Source organism: Microvirga tunisiensis, from assembly GCF_009296175.1.
GTDB classification, from domain to species: domain Bacteria; phylum Pseudomonadota; class Alphaproteobacteria; order Rhizobiales; family Beijerinckiaceae; genus Microvirga; species Microvirga tunisiensis.
Genome location: NZ_VOSK01000145.1, coordinates 1 through 16201 on the forward strand (window position 1 = coordinate 1; position 16201 = coordinate 16201).

Annotated in this window: 14 protein-coding genes, 2 pseudogenes and 1 riboswitch; of the genes and pseudogenes, 7 read left to right on the forward strand and 9 right to left on the reverse strand. The window is 60.4% G+C overall.

What is annotated here, in order from left to right; genetic code table 11:
- Positions 1–115: 115 nt before the first annotated feature.
- Positions 116–475 (reverse strand): ArsR/SmtB family transcription factor, encoded by a 360-nt coding sequence (locus FS320_RS25635; RefSeq protein ID WP_152714729.1) that lies wholly within the window; start codon positions 473–475, stop codon positions 116–118.
- Positions 476–1353: 878 nt separating this feature from the next.
- A complete protein-coding gene (locus FS320_RS46150; RefSeq protein ID WP_192926336.1) occupies positions 1354–1821 on the reverse strand; it encodes a hypothetical protein in 468 nt (155 codons plus the stop codon).
- A gap of 148 nt (positions 1822–1969) precedes the next feature.
- Positions 1970–2169, forward strand: a riboswitch (cobalamin riboswitch).
- Between the two features lie 33 nt (positions 2170–2202).
- On the opposite strand from FS320_RS46150, the gene FS320_RS25650 reads away from it, so the two are divergent.
- The 3 genes and pseudogenes from FS320_RS25650 to FS320_RS48315 all read left to right on the forward strand — a co-directional run.
- Positions 2203–2388: a CbtB domain-containing protein gene (locus FS320_RS25650; protein ID WP_152714732.1), complete on the forward strand. Its 186-nt coding sequence runs from the start codon at positions 2203–2205 to the stop codon at positions 2386–2388.
- A gap of 12 nt (positions 2389–2400) precedes the next feature.
- Positions 2401–3102, forward strand: coding sequence for a CbtA family protein (locus FS320_RS25655; RefSeq protein ID WP_152714733.1), 702 nt, complete (start codon positions 2401–2403; stop codon positions 3100–3102).
- Between the two features lie 206 nt (positions 3103–3308).
- Positions 3309–3510: pseudogene (locus FS320_RS48315) on the forward strand (DDE-type integrase/transposase/recombinase); the annotation flags it as partial.
- 246 nt (positions 3511–3756) lie between these two features.
- Here the strand turns inward: FS320_RS48315 and FS320_RS25660 are convergent.
- The 6 genes and pseudogenes from FS320_RS25660 to FS320_RS25680 all read right to left on the reverse strand — a co-directional run bounded on the left by FS320_RS25660 (position 3757) and on the right by FS320_RS25680 (position 10842).
- Complete coding sequence (locus FS320_RS25660; protein WP_152714734.1) at positions 3757–3939, reverse strand: DUF1127 domain-containing protein; 183 nt, start codon at positions 3937–3939, stop codon at positions 3757–3759.
- A 389-nt stretch (positions 3940–4328) separates the two neighbouring features.
- A complete protein-coding gene (locus FS320_RS45270) occupies positions 4329–4490 on the reverse strand; it encodes a hypothetical protein (RefSeq protein WP_153885327.1) in 162 nt (53 codons plus the stop codon).
- Positions 4491–5272: 782 nt separating this feature from the next.
- Positions 5273–6796, reverse strand: a complete 1524-nt coding sequence (gene cysG, locus FS320_RS25665) for a siroheme synthase CysG (protein WP_152714735.1) — start codon at positions 6794–6796, stop codon at positions 5273–5275.
- Positions 6793–8450 (reverse strand): annotated as a pseudogene (locus FS320_RS25670) (NADPH-dependent assimilatory sulfite reductase hemoprotein subunit); the annotation flags it as partial. The pseudogene FS320_RS25670 and the gene cysG, both read right to left, overlap by 4 nt.
- 24 nt (positions 8451–8474) lie before the next feature.
- Positions 8475–10226 carry a diflavin oxidoreductase gene (locus FS320_RS25675; protein ID WP_152714736.1) on the reverse strand — a complete coding sequence of 584 codons (1752 nt, stop codon included), beginning with the start codon at positions 10224–10226 and terminating at the stop codon, positions 8475–8477.
- 154 nt (positions 10227–10380) lie between these two features.
- On the reverse strand, positions 10381–10842 hold the full coding sequence (locus FS320_RS25680) for an Lrp/AsnC family transcriptional regulator (RefSeq protein ID WP_152714737.1): 462 nt from the start codon (positions 10840–10842) through the stop codon (positions 10381–10383).
- 184 nt (positions 10843–11026) lie between these two features.
- Here FS320_RS25680 and FS320_RS25685 point away from each other — a divergent pair, with 184 nt between their 5' ends.
- From FS320_RS25685 to FS320_RS25700, 4 genes are all read left to right on the forward strand, one after another.
- A complete protein-coding gene (locus tag FS320_RS25685) occupies positions 11027–11791 on the forward strand; it encodes a phosphoadenylyl-sulfate reductase (RefSeq protein ID WP_152714738.1) in 765 nt (254 codons plus the stop codon).
- On the forward strand, positions 11775–12761 hold the full coding sequence (gene cysD, locus FS320_RS25690) for a sulfate adenylyltransferase subunit CysD (protein WP_274597212.1): 987 nt from the start codon (positions 11775–11777) through the stop codon (positions 12759–12761). Before FS320_RS25685 ends, cysD begins: the two co-directional genes overlap by 17 nt.
- Positions 12761–14377: a sulfate adenylyltransferase subunit CysN gene (gene cysN / locus FS320_RS25695; RefSeq protein ID WP_152714739.1), complete on the forward strand. Its 1617-nt coding sequence runs from the start codon at positions 12761–12763 to the stop codon at positions 14375–14377. Before cysD ends, cysN begins: the two co-directional genes overlap by 1 nt.
- A 93-nt stretch (positions 14378–14470) precedes the next feature.
- Complete coding sequence (locus FS320_RS25700) at positions 14471–15667, forward strand: O-succinylhomoserine sulfhydrylase (RefSeq protein ID WP_152714740.1); 1197 nt, start codon at positions 14471–14473, stop codon at positions 15665–15667.
- A 154-nt stretch (positions 15668–15821) separates the two neighbouring features.
- On the opposite strand, the gene FS320_RS25705 is transcribed toward FS320_RS25700, so the two are convergent.
- A partial coding sequence (locus FS320_RS25705; RefSeq protein ID WP_152711663.1) for a transposase occupies positions 15822–16201 on the reverse strand: 380 nt, incomplete at its 5' end.

Below are 16201 nucleotides of genomic sequence, written 5' to 3' on the forward strand. Positions count from 1 at the left end.
CTTCTTCCTGAAAATCAAGCACTTCAGACGCATCGCCACGCGCTACGAACAGACCCCACGGGCGTTTATGTCAATCCTTTGCCTCGTCAGCGCGTTCATCTGGACCAAATGAATGTCAACGCGCTCTAGTAGTCGCCTTGGCAGGGCAACAGGGCGTCAGGGCATCAACCAGCGGGGCGCACAGCCCCGGGTGCCCGCCGCAGCAATCCTTGAGCAGGAAGGTCACCACCTCGCGCAGTTGATCGAGGTCGGCGCGGTAGATGATCGAGCGGCTCTGGCGCTCGGAGCGGACCAGTCCCGCACGGGCAAGGATGCCGAGATGGCTCGACATCGTGTTGTGGGGAACCGCCAGTTCCCGGGCGATGTCACCCGCCGGAAGGCCATCGGGTTTGTGCCTGACCAGCAGCCTGAACACGTCGAGGCGTGTCGACTGGGCCAAGGCCGCAAGGGCAAGGATGACGCTCTCTGATTCCATATGTCGAGACTTAACGATATATCCTGATGGGTGCAAGTGGGAGATGCATCGATGAGAATACCGAGGAGTAGGTTATCCTGACTGCTGCGTGGCTTGAAATGGTCTAAGTGCGTGCCCACCCTGAATTAACATCACGCTCGGATCACCCACTCAGGGCAAGACAATCGCGGCCCTCCGAGGGAACGTCCCACAGATCCTCATGCTCCCGCATTTGGACGCGGCGATTCAGAGGGCATCCCAACCTGCTGCGTCTCGCGTTGCAGGGATCCGATTTGGCCTAGGTGCAGCCTGAGAAAGCGATCGTCAATTTTGCGGACCAAGACCAAATGGCCGTGAGCCCTTATCGTGAAACGACCTCTTGATGAAAGATCTATGTGATCAGCGTCGGCTCGGGAAATCGCGACCATAGGATCATTCAGACGATCAAGGCCCCCAATGAGGCTGACGTCTTCTTTGTGATCGACAAGAGACCTGCCACCAACGCACTGATCGATGTCCGTGACGAAATTTGCCGCTTTATCGAGGATCCGGCGTATCGCATTGTCGGGCCGGCGATCCTGAGCGAGACGGTCAGGCGGTCGATTCCAAGCGCAAGGTCGATGAGTGGCATCGCGCCAGGGCAACGATGTTCGAGGGTCTGATCCGTGACGAACTCGAGCCGAACGAATGCGGAGCGTTCCTCGTGTGAGGAGATCCGGCTCTCTACGACAGCGTGATCAGGATCCTGCAGCACGCCTTGGCGTGGATAACGGTCTCGTTCGATGATCAGGCGATCTCCGCGATCAGCAGCGTTAAGGCGTTGGCGCCGTCGACAAAATTCGCTTGAACAACATCGGCGAGGCTGTTCATATCACCACAATACCGACGCTCGCCCAGGGTCACACCGGGATACCGGGAGTGTCGTGATTATGCTCAACGGCGAGAACAGCTTCCGATCCGCTCGGACCGCAAGTTCCTACATCTGCCGGGGCGGCTATCTCAGCCTGTCGGATGAAACGATCATCGCGGCCAGGATCGAGGAAGTTGCCGATTGGAGCAAGAACGTCTGTCAATCGCTCCGCGCGGAAAAGGGCTGGATCATGGACATATACCTCTTGAAGCAGGAGAAGGGCAAAGCATGATCGCGCGTCCGCCATGGTCATGTGCGCCCAGCCTTCGCCAAAATGCGTTCTGACGACCCAACATGGCGGCAAGATATTGGTGCTCTGGTGTTCAGGCCGGAAGGGCACCAGGGCGGCTGCTTCGTCCACCGGCTGGCGTTCCGCTCCTTGGGTCAGGAGACTTTCCGGGAAAGCTGCGAGGCCTTTTTTCGGTCGCATGAGGATGTCTTTGAACGGGCGGCCCAAGCGAAGATCCAAAGGGCGGGCGTTTCGAGCACGGAGAACTTCCATCTGACAAGCCGTGACATCAGACGAGCTCTGGGGGAGGCTTCCGGTCCATTGTGAGGGCTTGCGGCCATGTCCTCGCTGTCTTTGCATTGGTGATTTGGACAAATAAGGTTATAGCTAAGGTGTCAGAGCCCTTCGGGGACAAGTATGGGAATGCGGTGCGGGCTGTCTTTCGCCCAATGCCGCGGCTGCCCCCGCAACTGTAGACGGAGAGTGTTCCTCGCCGCGCCACTGGGTTCCCCGGAAAGGCAAGAGGAAACGCGCTGATCCGTGAGCCAGGAGACCAGACGGCATCGAAAAACCTCTCAAAGTCCTCGGGTGGAGGACAAAGGATGAACCATGTATACTCAACAGACTTCGCTCCCAATCCAAGCATCGGTTACATCGGCTTCCCGGCTGGTCCAAATCGGTCTTGCAGCTTTCCTCGGCCTTTTTGTCCTCGGGATCGCCGGCTTCTCGCACATCGAGGCCATCCACAACGCATCGCATGATGTGCGCCACTCACTTGCATTCCCCTGCCACTGAGGGGTAAGAGCGATGGCCATCTTTCGCAGCATCGTCTTCATCGCCACTCTCGCCGGGCTCATGGCAGGCCTTGCGATGACCGCCATGCAATTTGCCGGCACAGTCCCACTGATCTTGAAAGCCGAAACCTTCGAGAACGCGGAGTTGCCCCATGAGCATGCCGCAGTGCCAAATGCGGGGGCTCCTCATTCGCATGACGAGGACGAATGGGCTCCGGCGGATGGCTTTGAGCGCTCGGCCTACACCGCTCTCGCCAACGTGGTAACGGCTATTGGCTTCGCCCTCTTGCTTGTCGCCGCAGCCGAGCTCAGGGGTGGAATGACTGGTTGGCGCCAGGGAGTGGTCTGGGGACTGGCTGGGTTCGCTGTGTTCACCTTGGCGCCCGGCCTCGGCCTTCCGCCTGAATTGCCGGCCATGCCGGCTGCGGAACTGGACCAGCGCCAGATCTGGTGGGTCGCGACCGCGTTGGCGACAGGGCTCGGTCTTGCCTTGCTGGTGTTCAAGCGATCCGCGCCGCTCGCCATCCTGGGCCTTGCACTCATCGTTGCACCGCATCTGATCGGTGCACCAAAGCCCGACAGCTTTGAGAGCCCCATCCCCACGGCGTTGGCCCATGATTTCGGTGTGATGGTTTCCGTGATCAGCTTCGTCTTCTGGGTGGTTCTCGGAGGAACCGCAGGATTCATCCGCTCACGGGTACAACAGATAGCGTAACGAACGGCAGGCCTACCCTGAAACAAACGTGCGAGTCCCTGGTGCTTCGGGGATGCATGTCTGAGGAATGGCCTATCTTGCGTTCCGAACAGCGCCCCTTCAGGGCGCTATTTTATATCACGCAGGCTCGGGGCGGAATGGTCGTTGAACCGCAGCTCAATTCTGAAGGAGGGACGCCACATCGTGAGGATTCTGTCAGGCATTGTATGGCTGTCTTGATCCAGCGCCGATCCAAATACCTGTGGCGAGCCATCGATAGGGAGGGCGAGGTCTTACGCTCTCATCCAGCCGCGCCGCGACAAGGGTGCTGCCCTGAAGCTCATGCGCAAGCTACTCAAGCGGCAAGGGCTTGCTCCGAGCGTGCTCGTGACGAACAAGCTGCTGTCCACCGAAGCGGCCCGACGCGAACGCTGCGCTTGTCAGTGCGCCATGGGTAGGACTGCATAAGAACCATCGGGCAGAAAACGCGTATCAGGTGGTGAGCCGACCCGAGTGAAGATGCAGAGGTTTCAGTCTCCTAGTTCGGTTCGACCTTTCCCCTTCATGCATACCGCTGTTGACGCCACATCAACCTCCAGTGCCATTTCCTGCGGTACGGTCCGCCTGTCCAGGACACAGGCGGCTCGCAACGGCTGCAAATTCAATAGGAGCGGCTCACAACCCCTTTGAGGCTCGGCCTTGGCTCCCGTGACCACGCTCTCGAGCGATGCTGTCAATCTCGAAACGCCTGATGCCGAGGTCATTGAGTTCACGATCGGAGAGCCTGGACAGCTCGTTGGCGGTCTCGCGATTACGTAAGTAAGAACGGATCTGAGCAAGGATCTGGAACACGAACATCTTAAACTCCTGTCGGTTCGATAACGTGTGGGCTGGCGGCTGTTGTTTCCGCCTGTGCAGTGCAACATACATATCAGTGCGATGCACAAATGAGCAGTAACGCCAAAATTGAGGCAGACATGTCCAAGATGCATGCTGCTGTCATCAATCATTCATCGGATTGCTCGCGAGACATTACGAGAGCGTTTTGGAGAAGGATTCTTCTACCTGCTCTCCCATTCCTGAAAGTGAGCAAGGATGTGAGGCACACAGAGTCTGCTACGCGTCAATTCTGGGAACCATGAGACGTTGTCGAGCGGCCATGGAGAGGGTCCCCTTCGGAAGGCTGCAATCAAGCCTCATGGGCGGATGCGCAAGTCGAACTGAGAGCACTGGTGCCAGTGGTTGCGTCAGATTTCCTCATGCCTTCGGAGGCCGTCGTTCGCATCAGCAATGCAAAACACCTGTCCGATCTCGATCAGTGTCTCCACCGAGGGGCAGAGCATTTTGTCATCCGGATCAGCAACAAACCCAGGCAAGCCATCAACGGTTACCGACTTGTATGAGACCACGATCAGCTCATGGGTGCTGGTCTATCCGTCAAACCCCTCCTCCGACGTCTTCCGCGAGTTGGCATTCCCGTGTAGTTTGATAGAAAAGGCCGCGCCTGGTCCTTATAACGAACCAAGACGCGGCCCCCAACCCGTATTTGCCCCTACGGGAGCCTGCTAACGTACAGTTAACCTTGGCAGGAATGCGGCCCAGCTTCGAGGATTGTTGGGCCGTTTTGAGGGAGGCTTGTCACCTCAAACTCATTCAAGGATTCCCCTGATCCAGATTGCTGCCACGGGCCAATCCTTCCACGCGCCGCAAGCGCAGGCTTTTTCTTTGTCGGCAACGCGCTGTGTCGTCCTGCATGTCCCGCTAATAGCCCGAACTCGATTCAGATGAGAATTCTGTACCGTCTCGGCCACATTGCTTTTGAGCGAAGCACTTTCGCAAGCACCGCATTTACCCGCGAGAGAATTGAGAACTTTCAACTGCACCAGCAAGCCGGTAAAGGATGTTCATCCTTTCGCATTGATCGACCAAAGAATATTTTTTCAAACTTCGTTCAAAGTCATGAAATCGCTGTAAGGGCTCATGCTCTTCTCTATAATGACCAGAGTATAGAACTCACTGATTTTCAGATAACATGGCACGCTCCAACTCACGTCAGTCCCGCAAAATGCTTTTGGGTACTGTTCTTTTTTGGCTTGTGGTTGGAGCTGCGATAGCCGCAAGAATCGCTTACTTTGACCAGATCTCAGCACCTGCAGCAGCAAGGCCGTTGTGACGGCAGCTTCGACGCTTCTCAGTGATCCAGCAGAGCCGAGACGGCCTGTTGGTTCTCTGCTACTAACTGCCGTTCCTCATTTAGAGCATTGAATGCGCTGCCCTGTTGAATCGGGGATTCGTTTGCAGCGCTGACGGAGGCCCCGATAGCGATGATCAACGGCCCGCTTTCTGGCAACGATGCTCCATGGGCGACGTTCTTGATGGTTGTGTGCGAACTCTGTTGATCGTCTCTCGAAACATTGCTGATGGCGACAACGGGAGTATCGGGAGGAAGACCGCTCTCGATCAGGCGCGTTGCCAGCTTAGCTGCCGTGCGCCGACCCATGTAGACGACGGTCGTTGCCTGTGGATCGGCTAAAGCGCCAATGTTCAAATTCTCGGGAAGGTCACCGTGGCGGTCATGAGCCGTGATGAACTGAACCCTTTGAGCATGATCGCGGTGAGTCAATGACACGTTGAGCGAGGCGGCTGCGGCACTCGCCGTCGTAATTCCCGGAACGATGCGGACTGAAACGCCGGCTTCACGGCAGGCTGCAACCTCCTCGCCGGTGCGGCCGAAGATGGCAGGATCGCCCCCTTTAAGGCGAACGACACGTTGGCCAGCAAGCGCCAGATCGACAATCAGTGCATTGATGTCTTCCTGGCGGCAGGATGCGCCGTGGCCTTCCTTGCCGACATGGATCCGGCGTGCCTCCCGGCGGGCCAGTTCAAGAATAGCGGGCGTGACGAGGCGATCATAGACAATCACATCAGCCGCCTGAAGCTCGCGCATCGCCTTCAGGGTCAGAAGCTCGGGATTGCCGGGACCGGCCCCGACTATGACGACCTCGCCAAGCGCCCGTCTCTCTAAGGCTTCTCCACAGACCTCCTGCGCGAATTGATCCAGCGTGGCGGTCAAGCTGCGCTCATGGGTTCTGCTCGCGAATGCGGCATCCACGAACTGTTCCCAGAACCGGCGCCGGCCCTGTCTTGTGGGCACAAGATCTCGCAGTTTATCTCGGAAGTCTTTTGCAGCCTGCGCCCACGCACCGAGAGAGGACGGCAGGACGGCTTCGATCCGGCGGCGGATCGCCTGGCCCAGGATCGGAGCAGCTCCGTCGGTTGATATGGACACAATCACCGGAGCCCGGTTGACGATGCTCCCGAACTGAAAATCGCAGAAGGCAGGCTGATCGACAACGTTGACAAGGGCCCCACGCCGGCGGGCTATATCGGCAAAGAGTTTAGCCTCCCGCTGATTGTCGATATCGGCCACCGCGACCGAAACACCTTGGAGATCGGCACCGCACCAACCCCGCCGGCTCAGAGTGAGCCGCTCCGGGTCGTTCTGTACGAGCGCGAGCAGTTCAGGCGAGGGATCCTTCGCAAGGATCCTAACGGTGCCGCCGGCGGCTGCGAGAAGTTCAACTTTCCAGGCAATCCCGTCAGATCCGCCTACGACAAGGATCGAACGTCCTGCGAGATCAAAGAAGACTGGCAGCTTTGGGAGGGCGCTGAGACGGGCGGGGCGTCGATCCTCGGGCCGTAGGGACGCGTTCATTCCGCCGCCTTGGCAAGAGGGCCTGTATTGGCGTGAAAGTCCGGCCCGTTCGTCGTCGCGGCAATAAGCCCTGAGCGGATGACGAAGTCCCCGAACCTCTCGGTTGGCTTGCGACTATCAACATAAGCCGCAAAGAGCGGATCGAGAGCCGGGAGCCATCGAACGCAGCGCCGAGATACAGATTATACCGTCCAGGGCCTTTGCCCACGAGACCGATCTCGGCGATGTACGGGCGGGCGCAACCATTGGGACAGCCGGTCATACGGATCGTGATCTCATCCTCCGCAAGACCCCTAAGGTTGAGGCGCTCTTCAAGAGCGGTCACGAGCGACGGCAGATAGCGCTCGCTTTCGGCCAGTGCAAGGCCGCAGGTCGGCAGGGCCACGCACGCCATCGCATTGCGACGCAATGCCGTGGCGTGGCTCGTCAGGCCATATTCCGCCACGAGCGCTTCGATCTCCGCACGCTTCACAGGCGAGACATTGGCCACGATAACGTTCTGGTTCGCCGTCAGGCGGAATTCGCCGTCATGAACCTCCGCAATCCGGCGGAATCCGGTCATGAGCGAGGCGCCACCCGGGATGTCGCGCAGGCGGCCATTCTCAATGAAGAGTGTCAGGTGGGAGTGGCCATCCTCGCCTTCAACCCATCCGTATCGGTCACCATTCGCATCGAAACGGAACGGCCGCGGCTCGCCCAACGCTTTGCCGATGCGCCGCTCGACCTCGGCGCGGAATGCCTCAAGGCCGCGATCCTCGATGGTGTATTTGAGACGTGCGTGCTTGCGGAGCGTGCGATCGCCCCAGTCGCGCTGTACCGTCACCACAGCCTCTGCTACGGCAAGGGCATCCTCAGGCTGGCAGAAACCCATCACGTCGGCTGTACGAGGGTAAGTGTCCTCCTCGCCATGGGTCATACCCATGCCGCCGCCAACCGTCACGTTCCAGCCTTTGACATCTCCCTTCTTGTCGAGGATCGCGATGAAACCAAGGTCGTGGGCGAAGATGTCGACCTCATTCGACGGAGGGACCGCCACCACCGTCTTGAACTTGCGTGGCAGGTAGGTCCGGCCATAGACGGGCTCGACGACTTCCTCGCCGCCGACAACCTTCTCTCCGTCGAGCCAGATCTCGCGATAGGCCGGCGTCTGCGGCAGGAGATGCTCGGAAATCGATCGGGCGAGATCGAGAGCCGCTTTATGGGCGCGGGATTGATGCGGATTGGTGGAGGCCAGCACATTGCGGTTGACGTCGCCGCAGGCGGCCAGGGTGTCGAGCAGCGCCGTGTCGATGGCCTTCATCGTCGCCTTCAGGTTCGACTTGATCACGCCATGAAACTGGAAGGTCTGCCGGGTTGTCAGGCGCAGCGTTCCATTGGCGTATTCCCGGGCGATCCGGTCGAGCTGGAGCCACTGGGCCGGCGTGCAGACGCCGCCGGGAATGCGCAGGCGGATCATGAAGGAATAAGCCTTTTCAAGCTTCTTCTTCGTGCGCTCGGCCCGCAAATCGCGGTCGTCCTGCAGATACATGCCGTGGAATTTGACCAGCTGCTGGTCGTCCTCGGTGATCGCGCCGGTCACGATGTCGGTGAGACCTTCGGCAAGCGTGCCGCGGAGATAGCCGCTCGCCTCTTTGATGCGCTCATTGCGCGAGAGTTCCTTGGACATCGTTTGTGCTTCTCAATAAACGTCTTGGTGATAGCGGCGGCCGCGCTCGAGTTCTGTCACGGCGAGCTCGGCAGCGTCGGGAGAAAGGGCCTTCACGTCCGCATAGGCGGCGATCAGCGCTGCGCGCACGTCCTTCGCCATAGCCTTGGCGTCGCCGCACACATAGAGCTGAGCACCATTGTCCAACCAGTCGATGACGTCGCGGCGCCGCTCCCAGAGACGATGCTGAACATAGACTTTCTGCGGTGTGTCGCGAGAGAAGGCGAGATCGATCTTCGTCAGCGATCCGTCCTTCAGGGCATCCTGCCATTCCAGCTGATAGAGGAAGTCGTGTGTGTAGTGCCGGTCGCCGAAGAACAGCCAGGACTTGCCGCTGGCGCCAATGGCGCGCCGTTCCTGCACAAAGGCGCGGAAGGGCGCAATGCCGGTGCCAGGGCCAATCATGATGATGTCGGTGGAGGGATCGGGCAGGCGGAAATGCTTGTTGGGCTTGAGGCGAATCCGGGTAGCCGCGCCGGTCTTGAGCCGGTCGGCCACGAATGTCGAGGCGACACCTCCACGCGGGCGGCCATGGGTTTCATAGCGAACGGCCGCGATCAGAAGATGCGCCTCGTCGCCGACCTCCTTGCGCGAGGAGGCAATGGAATAGGCCCGCGGCGGAAGAGGGCGCGTGAGAGCTGTCAGCTGCTGGCTGGTCAGCGATGCGGGGAAGGCTTCGACGAGATCGATCAGTTGCCGTCCTTCGATCCAGGAGCGGGCCTGCCCCTCGTCCAGGAGCCGGCGCACCTCCGCATGCCCTGTCTCAGTGGCAAAGGTCTCAAGTGTCTTGACCGAGAGAGTCGTGATGTCCCGCTCAGCGATCAGCGCGGTGCGCAAGGTATCGTCCGCAGGCAGTCCAGTGGCCGTAAGAACGGCATCGACGAGGACCGGGTCGTTCTCAGGAAAGAGTTCGAGGGAGTCGCCGGGTTCGTAGGCCGGAGCGGCGCCATCGAAGCCGAGCGCCAGATGAACTGTCTCCTTGTCGGAGCGCGAGGAGTTCAGGTTGACGTGCTCAGTGATCTCGGCGGTCACCGGGTCGCGGCTGATCTCGGTGCCGGCACGGGAGCTAAAATCGACCGACACCACATTGCCCAAGCTCTCCTGAGCCGGGGCAAACGCCTCGAGCGTGCTCTTGATCCAGGCCGCTGCGGGAGCGTCGAAATCGAGATCGCAATCGATCCTGTCGACCGCGCGCGCCCCCCCCAACTCGGCGAGCCGTGCATCAATGGCTTTGCCAACGCCGCAGAAGTCCGCATAGGCGGTATCGCCCAGAGCCAGGACGGCGAAGCTCGTGCCTTCGAGGCGCGGCGCCGATCCTCCCATGAGCTCCGCATAGGCCCGGGTCGCCCGCGCCGGCGGCTCGCCTTCGCCCCACGTGGCAGCAATCACCACAAGGCGGCTCTGCTTTGGCAGATCGGCGACATCAAGATCCGCGAAATCAATGATCTTGGGCTTGAAGCCACCCTTCCGGGCATGCTTCGCGACGTCCTGGGCCAGCCGCTCCGCATTGCCGGACTCGCTCGCGAAGAGGATCGTGAGGGGCTCTGCCGGGCGGGCGGGCGCATCCACACGGGGGAGGGGCACCTGGCCCGCATCGACCCCAGCGAGAAAGCCTGCGAGCCAGGCACGCTGGATAGGGGAGGCTGCACTCAGGACACGATCGAGGCTGAGCCGGTCGTCGTCTCCAAAGGGCGCTGTTTGAGGCAGAAGGGCAAATGCTGACATGGCTGCAGTCTCGGCGAGCCTTTATGACAAGTCAATGAAACGTTCTTTTTAAAGAACGCAGAATGACAGAAACTTCCTTCCTCCAATACTCCAAATGGGAGAAAAGTATTCTGTTCGCCTTGAGTTTTAGGAACATACGTCAGGGATCCGATGATTATGCCGTCGTCTCGATGGGCAGGGCTGTGGTGGATTTCACTCGCTCGACACTGAAGCGCGAGCTGACCTTCTTGAGAGGAACAATTTCGATCAAGCGCTTGTAGAACAAGTCATAAGCCTTGACGTCGGCCACTACGACGCGAAGGATGTAGTCGACATCCCCGGCCATCCGATGGAACTCGACGACCTCGTCCATGGTCGCGATCGCATCGGTGAACTGTTTGATGGCATCCTGGGTATGGTCCCCGGCTTCAATGCAGACGAATACGGTTAAGCCGAGCCCGAGCTTGTCAGCATCCAGGAGTGCGACCCGCCGCTGAATCACGCCCTCGGCTTCAAGGCGTTGAATGCGTTTCCAGCATGGTGTTTGAGACAAACCCACCCGATGACCGACATCTGCGACGGACAGTGTGCCATCCTGCTGCAGAAGGTTCAAAATTTTTCGGTCGATGCGATCCATCTCTGCGTCCTGCCCTTTGTCGAATATAAATTCTCTCGTTCCGACTGCTGGTGAATAAATCTTCTCTACTTGGGATAACTTGATCCATTGACCACTCAGCTATCCCTCCAACACAGAACAACCTGACCTTGACATCGTTCGTTATTAAGAACAAGTTCGATTTTGTGCTTTGGAGGTGTTTACGATGGATTTGGGCTCAGGGGGCGGAGGGGCCGACGCTTTGGCCCGTGCCATGACGGATGCAGGGCTTCCGGAACGGCTGGCTCTCGCCTCGCGTTCGATTGCCGGCCGACTGGTCTTTACGACGAGCTTCGGTCTCGAAGACCAGGCGCTCACCCACGTAATCTTCAGGGCTGGCCTCGATGTTCATATCGAGCTTGTGACGCTCGACACCGGGCGGTTGTTTCCCGAAACCTATGATGTGTGGGCCCAGACGGAGGAGCGCTATGGACGCCGGATCAATGCCGTCAGTCCTGATCGTACCGATCTGGAAAGTTTGGTCGCACTCCAGGGCATCAACGGCTTCCGTCATTCGGTCGAGGCCCGGAAAGCCTGCTGTGACGTTCGCAAGGTCGAGCCCCTGGGCAGGGCCCTGGCCGGCGCGGCAGGCTGGGTGACAGGCCTTCGCGCCGAGCAATCGGCCTTTCGCGCTGCCGTACCGCTGGCGGCTCAGGACGACGGCTATCGCCTGATCAAGATCAATCCCCTAGCGGATTGGAGCCGGCAGGACCTCGTCCGGTATGTGACCGACAATGCCATTCCCTACAACCCGCTGCACGACCAGGGGTATCCGTCCATCGGTTGCGCGCCCTGCACCCGGGCAGTCCGTCTCGGCGAACCCGAGCGCGCAGGTCGCTGGTGGTGGGAGCAGGAGGCCAAGAAAGAGTGCGGCCTGCACCTCGTGCCGACCCATCAAATTCAGGAGCATTCCCATGATCAGCGGGCGTGAAGCAGGAAGCGTGCGCCACGCAAAGCTGCCCGATTCGCAACGTTCCGTCTCCGAGGGCAAGGTGCTCCGGTCCAGCCTGACCCATCTCGACCGCCTCGAGGCGGAGAGCATCTATATCATGCGCGAGGCCGTGGCCGAAAGCGACAACCCGGTCATGCTGTATTCGATCGGCAAGGACTCGTCAGTTCTGCTGCATCTGGCGTTGAAGGCGTTTTATCCGGCGAAGCCTCCTTTCCCTCTGCTTCACGTGGATACCACCTGGAAATTTCGCGAGATGATCGCATTCCGGGACCGGAGAGCGCGCGAACTCGGGCTCGATCTGTTGGTGCACACCAATCCCGATGGACTGGCCCGCAATATTGGTCCGATCAGCCACGGCTCCGAGGTCCATACCGACGTCATGAAGACCCTGGCGCTCAAGCAGGCGCTCGAGCGCTACGGCTTCGATGCGGCTTTCGGCGGCGCCCGCCGCGACGAGGAGAAGTCACGGGCGAAGGAACGGGTGTTCTCGCTGCGCAATGCACATCACCGCTGGGATCCCAAGCGTCAGCGCCCGGAGCCCTGGCAGCTCTATAACGGCCGCAAGCGCCGGGGTGAGAGCCTGCGCGTCTTTCCGCTCTCCAACTGGACCGAGCTCGACATCTGGCTCTACATCCACCGCGAGAACATCCCCATCGTTCCGCTCTACTTCGCGGCCGAGCGACCGGTCGTGGAGCGGGACGGCATGCTCATCATGGTGGATGACGACAGGCTGCCGCTTCGTCCCGGCGAGCAGCCGCAGCTGCGCTCCGTCCGGTTCCGAACGCTCGGCTGCTATCCCCTGACGGGCGCCGTGGAAAGCACGGCGGCCACGGTACCCGACATCATTCGGGAAACACTCGAGGCCCGGACGTCCGAACGCCATGGACGGGCCATCGACAAAGACACGGCGGCGTCCATGGAACGCAAGAAGCAAGAGGGCTACTTCTGATGTCGGTTCATCCCGCAGCTGCGAGTTTCCAGCTGAAGGACTATCTCGCAGCGCATGAGCGCAAGAGTCTGCTGCGGTTCATCACCTGCGGCTCCGTCGACGATGGCAAGTCCACGCTGATCGGCCGCCTGCTGTATGAGTCCAAGCGTCTGTTCGACGATCAGCTCGCCACGCTCGAGCGCGATTCACGCAAGCATGGAACACAGGGCGGCAGCATCGACTTCGCCCTTCTTGTGGATGGACTTGCCAGCGAGCGCGAGCAGGGCATTACCATCGACGTCGCCTATCGCTTTTTCTCGACCGACCGGCGAACCTTCATCGTCGCCGACACGCCCGGCCATGAACAGTACACGCGCAACATGGCGACGGGCGCCTCGACCGCGGACGTCGCTATCCTCCTCATCGATGCGCGCAAGGGCATCACGCGCCAGACCCGCCGCCACGCGCTTCTCGTCTCCATGCTCGGGATCCGTCATGTCGCCCTGGCGATCAACAAGATGGACCTGGTGGGATGGTCCGAAGAGAGATTCAATCAGATCGGCGCGGAGTTCGAGGCCTTTTCGGTCAATCTGGGCTTCGAGCAGGTCACGGCCCTTCCCTTGTCCGCGTTGCATGGCGACAACGTCGTTGAGCCGTCCCCTCAGGCGGCTTGGTACCGGGGGCCGACATTACTCTCGTATCTCGAAGCCGTCGAGATCGAGCAGACGGCAGGGGATGAGCCATTCCGCTTGCCGGTCCAGTGGGTCAATCGGCCCCACCCGGATTTCCGCGGCTTTGCCGGCCTTGTCGCGAGCGGCCGGATCCGACCGGGCAACCGGGTGCGGATTCTCCCCTCGGGACTGGAGACCTCGGTTGCGCGGATCGTGACGATGGACGGAGAGCTCGATGAAGCCGTTGCCGGTCAATCCGTCACGCTCACCCTGTCCGACGAGGTGGATATCTCCCGAGGGGACGTCATTACGTCTGTGGAGCGCCAGCCCCAGGTTTCCGACAGGATTGAGGCTCGCCTGTTCTGGATGGCAACCGAACACCTGAAGGAAGGCGACCAGTTCCTTCTGAAGCTCGGTGCCGCGGCCGTGCCTGCAAAGGTCGTCACGGTGCGCCAGAGAATTGATCTTGCGTCACTCGCTTCCGTGCCTGTTTCTTCGCTGGCGGCGAACGACGTCGGCCATGTTGTTCTCCTCCTGGATCAGCCGATCGCATTCGATCCCTACACGGAGAGCCGCCGCACCGGCGGGTTCATCCTCATCGATCGGGAGAGCTTCGACACGGTTGCGATCGGTCTCGTCGATGGCGCGGGATCCGGCCGCGACGCGGGGTTCCAGCCGACCGGGAACGATGGTCAGGTGACGTGGCTGAAGGCGGTGCGCGAACAGAAACGGCGCAGCGTGCTCAAGGCCATGTCCTGGCGGGTCATCGGCTCTGTTGCCACTGTGGCCGCAGCCTTCGGGCTGACCCAGGACACGCGCCTCGCCGCGGCGATAGGAGCGACCGAGGTGGTGACCAAGCTCGTGCTTTACTATGGCCATGAGCGCCTGTGGACCCGCATCAAGTTCGGCCTGTCCATTGCTGCAAAACCGCGCAGCACCGATCCTCAGAGTTCAGGAGCCGGCTAGGCGATCTGCAGCCCGACCAAGCAACAATCATTACCATCTCAGTTGCCCGAGCTGCCATCTGCAGGGGGCCGGTGCCAGTTCAAAGGAAGAGCAATGTGCGAGCGTTCAAGCCGGGATCGGCATCTCCATGCGGATACCCGTCTTGTCCATGAAGGCACGCTGAGATCCGAGTTCGGCGAGACATCCGAGGCGCTGTTTCTCACTCAGGGCCACGTTTATGCCAGCGCGGAAGAATGTGAGGCCCGTTTCAAGGGAGAGAGCCCTGGGTTCCTCTATGCCCGGTTCTCGAACCCGACCGTGACGATGTTTGAGCAGCGGATTGCATCCTTCGAGGGGGCGCAAGCCGCCCGGGCGACAGCGACCGGCATGGCCGCTGTGACGGCGGCCCTCATGGGCTTGTTGCAGGCCGGCGATCACATTGTGGCCGCCCGGGCTCTCTTTGGCTCCTGCCGTTATGTGGTCGCCGAGCTCCTGCCGCGGTTCGGGGTCGCGTCGACCCTGGTCGACGGAACGAACCTCGACGCCTGGCGCGAGGCCGTGCGACCGGAAACGAAGGTGCTCTTCCTGGAAAGCCCGGCTAATCCGACTCTCGAGGTGATCGACATCGCAGCGGTCGCGCAGATTGCCCGCGAGGTCGGCGCCAAGCTGGTGGTGGACAACGTGTTCTCGTCGCCGCTCTGGCAGAAGCCACTGGAGCTTGGAGCCGATTGCGTCGTCTATTCGGCCACAAAACATATCGACGGGCAGGGGCGTTGCCTTGGCGGTGTCATCCTCGGCTCCGAGGAGTTCATCCAAACGCACGTTCATACGCTGCTGCGGCAGACTGGACCGTCGATGTCTCCGTTCAACGCCTGGGTGCTGCTGAAAAGCCTGGAGACGCTTCCCTTACGCGTGGAGCGCCAGACCCGAACGGCGGCCAACATCGCCGATGCCCTGACCGGACATTCCAAGATCGGACGCCTGATTTATCCCGGCCGCGCCGATCATCCGCAAGCCGAGATCATCGCTCGCCAGATGAAGGGAGGCTCGACGCTGATCGCACTCGAGATCGAGGGAGGGAAAGCGGGCGCCTTTCGCTTCCTGAACGCCCTCGGCCTCATCCGGATCTCCAACAATCTCGGCGATGCCAAGAGCCTCATCACCCATCCGGCGACGACGACGCATCAGCGTTTCACGCCGGAAGAGCGCACTGAGATGGGAGTCTTGGAAGGACTCGTCAGGCTCTCGATCGGCCTTGAACACACAGATGACCTGATCAACGATCTGCTGCGGGCCCTCGAACGGGTTTAAGGCAGTTGCCGTCTTAGCGATGAGGATGGCCACGGCTATGAAGGTTATTCTCGACCCCGTTTGAAAGATCCATTGTGTTCCAAGTCTGGTCAGACGCTCCCGTGCAGCACTTCCTCAAGGAGCAGAAGGGCTGATCTAAGAGGCTGGTGAGCAATTATCTTTCCTTTCGCGTGAGGCGACGCAGCAGGATGCGGCTCATGGCGAGATAGAGCAACATCTCGCCGGTCTCGACCAAGCGTTCGTAGTCCTTGGCGAGCCGCCGGTTGGTGGTGAGCCAACCGATGGTCCGCTCGACAACCCACCTGCGTGCGAGCACCTGGAAGCCACTCGGTCGCGTCGGCGGCTCCGCGTCAGCCCGCATCCAGGTTCCGCCGCTCCACCAATGCTGCGGGATGGATAATCTCCAGCTCAGGGCCTTCTGGAGCCAGTCCTTCAGCCCACGATAAGCCGTGTCGGCCCACATCAACTCAATGGCCGGAAACAGATTCTGCAGACCCTCCAGCAGGAGTTCGGCTCCGGCGCGGTCATGGAGGT

What these genes read in the sequence shown, in the direction of transcription:
- FS320_RS25635 (WP_152714729.1), bottom strand. Translation starts at nt 475, where the DNA reads ATGGAATCAGAGAGCGTCATCCTTGCCCTTGCGGCCTTGGCCCAGTCG.
- FS320_RS25650 (WP_152714732.1), top strand. Translation starts at nt 2,203, where the DNA reads ATGTATACTCAACAGACTTCGCTCCCAATCCAAGCATCGGTTACATCG.
- FS320_RS25655 (WP_152714733.1), top strand. Translation starts at nt 2,401, where the DNA reads ATGGCCATCTTTCGCAGCATCGTCTTCATCGCCACTCTCGCCGGGCTC.
- FS320_RS25660 (WP_152714734.1), bottom strand. Translation starts at nt 3,939, where the DNA reads ATGTTCGTGTTCCAGATCCTTGCTCAGATCCGTTCTTACTTACGTAAT.
- cysG (WP_152714735.1), bottom strand. Translation starts at nt 6,796, where the DNA reads ATGAACGCGTCCCTACGGCCCGAGGATCGACGCCCCGCCCGTCTCAGC.
- FS320_RS25675 (WP_152714736.1), bottom strand. Translation starts at nt 10,226, where the DNA reads ATGTCAGCATTTGCCCTTCTGCCTCAAACAGCGCCCTTTGGAGACGAC.
- FS320_RS25680 (WP_152714737.1), bottom strand. Translation starts at nt 10,842, where the DNA reads ATGGATCGCATCGACCGAAAAATTTTGAACCTTCTGCAGCAGGATGGC.
- FS320_RS25685 (WP_152714738.1), top strand. Translation starts at nt 11,027, where the DNA reads ATGGATTTGGGCTCAGGGGGCGGAGGGGCCGACGCTTTGGCCCGTGCC.
- cysD (WP_274597212.1), top strand. Translation starts at nt 11,775, where the DNA reads ATGATCAGCGGGCGTGAAGCAGGAAGCGTGCGCCACGCAAAGCTGCCC.
- cysN (WP_152714739.1), top strand. Translation starts at nt 12,761, where the DNA reads ATGTCGGTTCATCCCGCAGCTGCGAGTTTCCAGCTGAAGGACTATCTC.
- FS320_RS25700 (WP_152714740.1), top strand. Translation starts at nt 14,471, where the DNA reads ATGTGCGAGCGTTCAAGCCGGGATCGGCATCTCCATGCGGATACCCGT.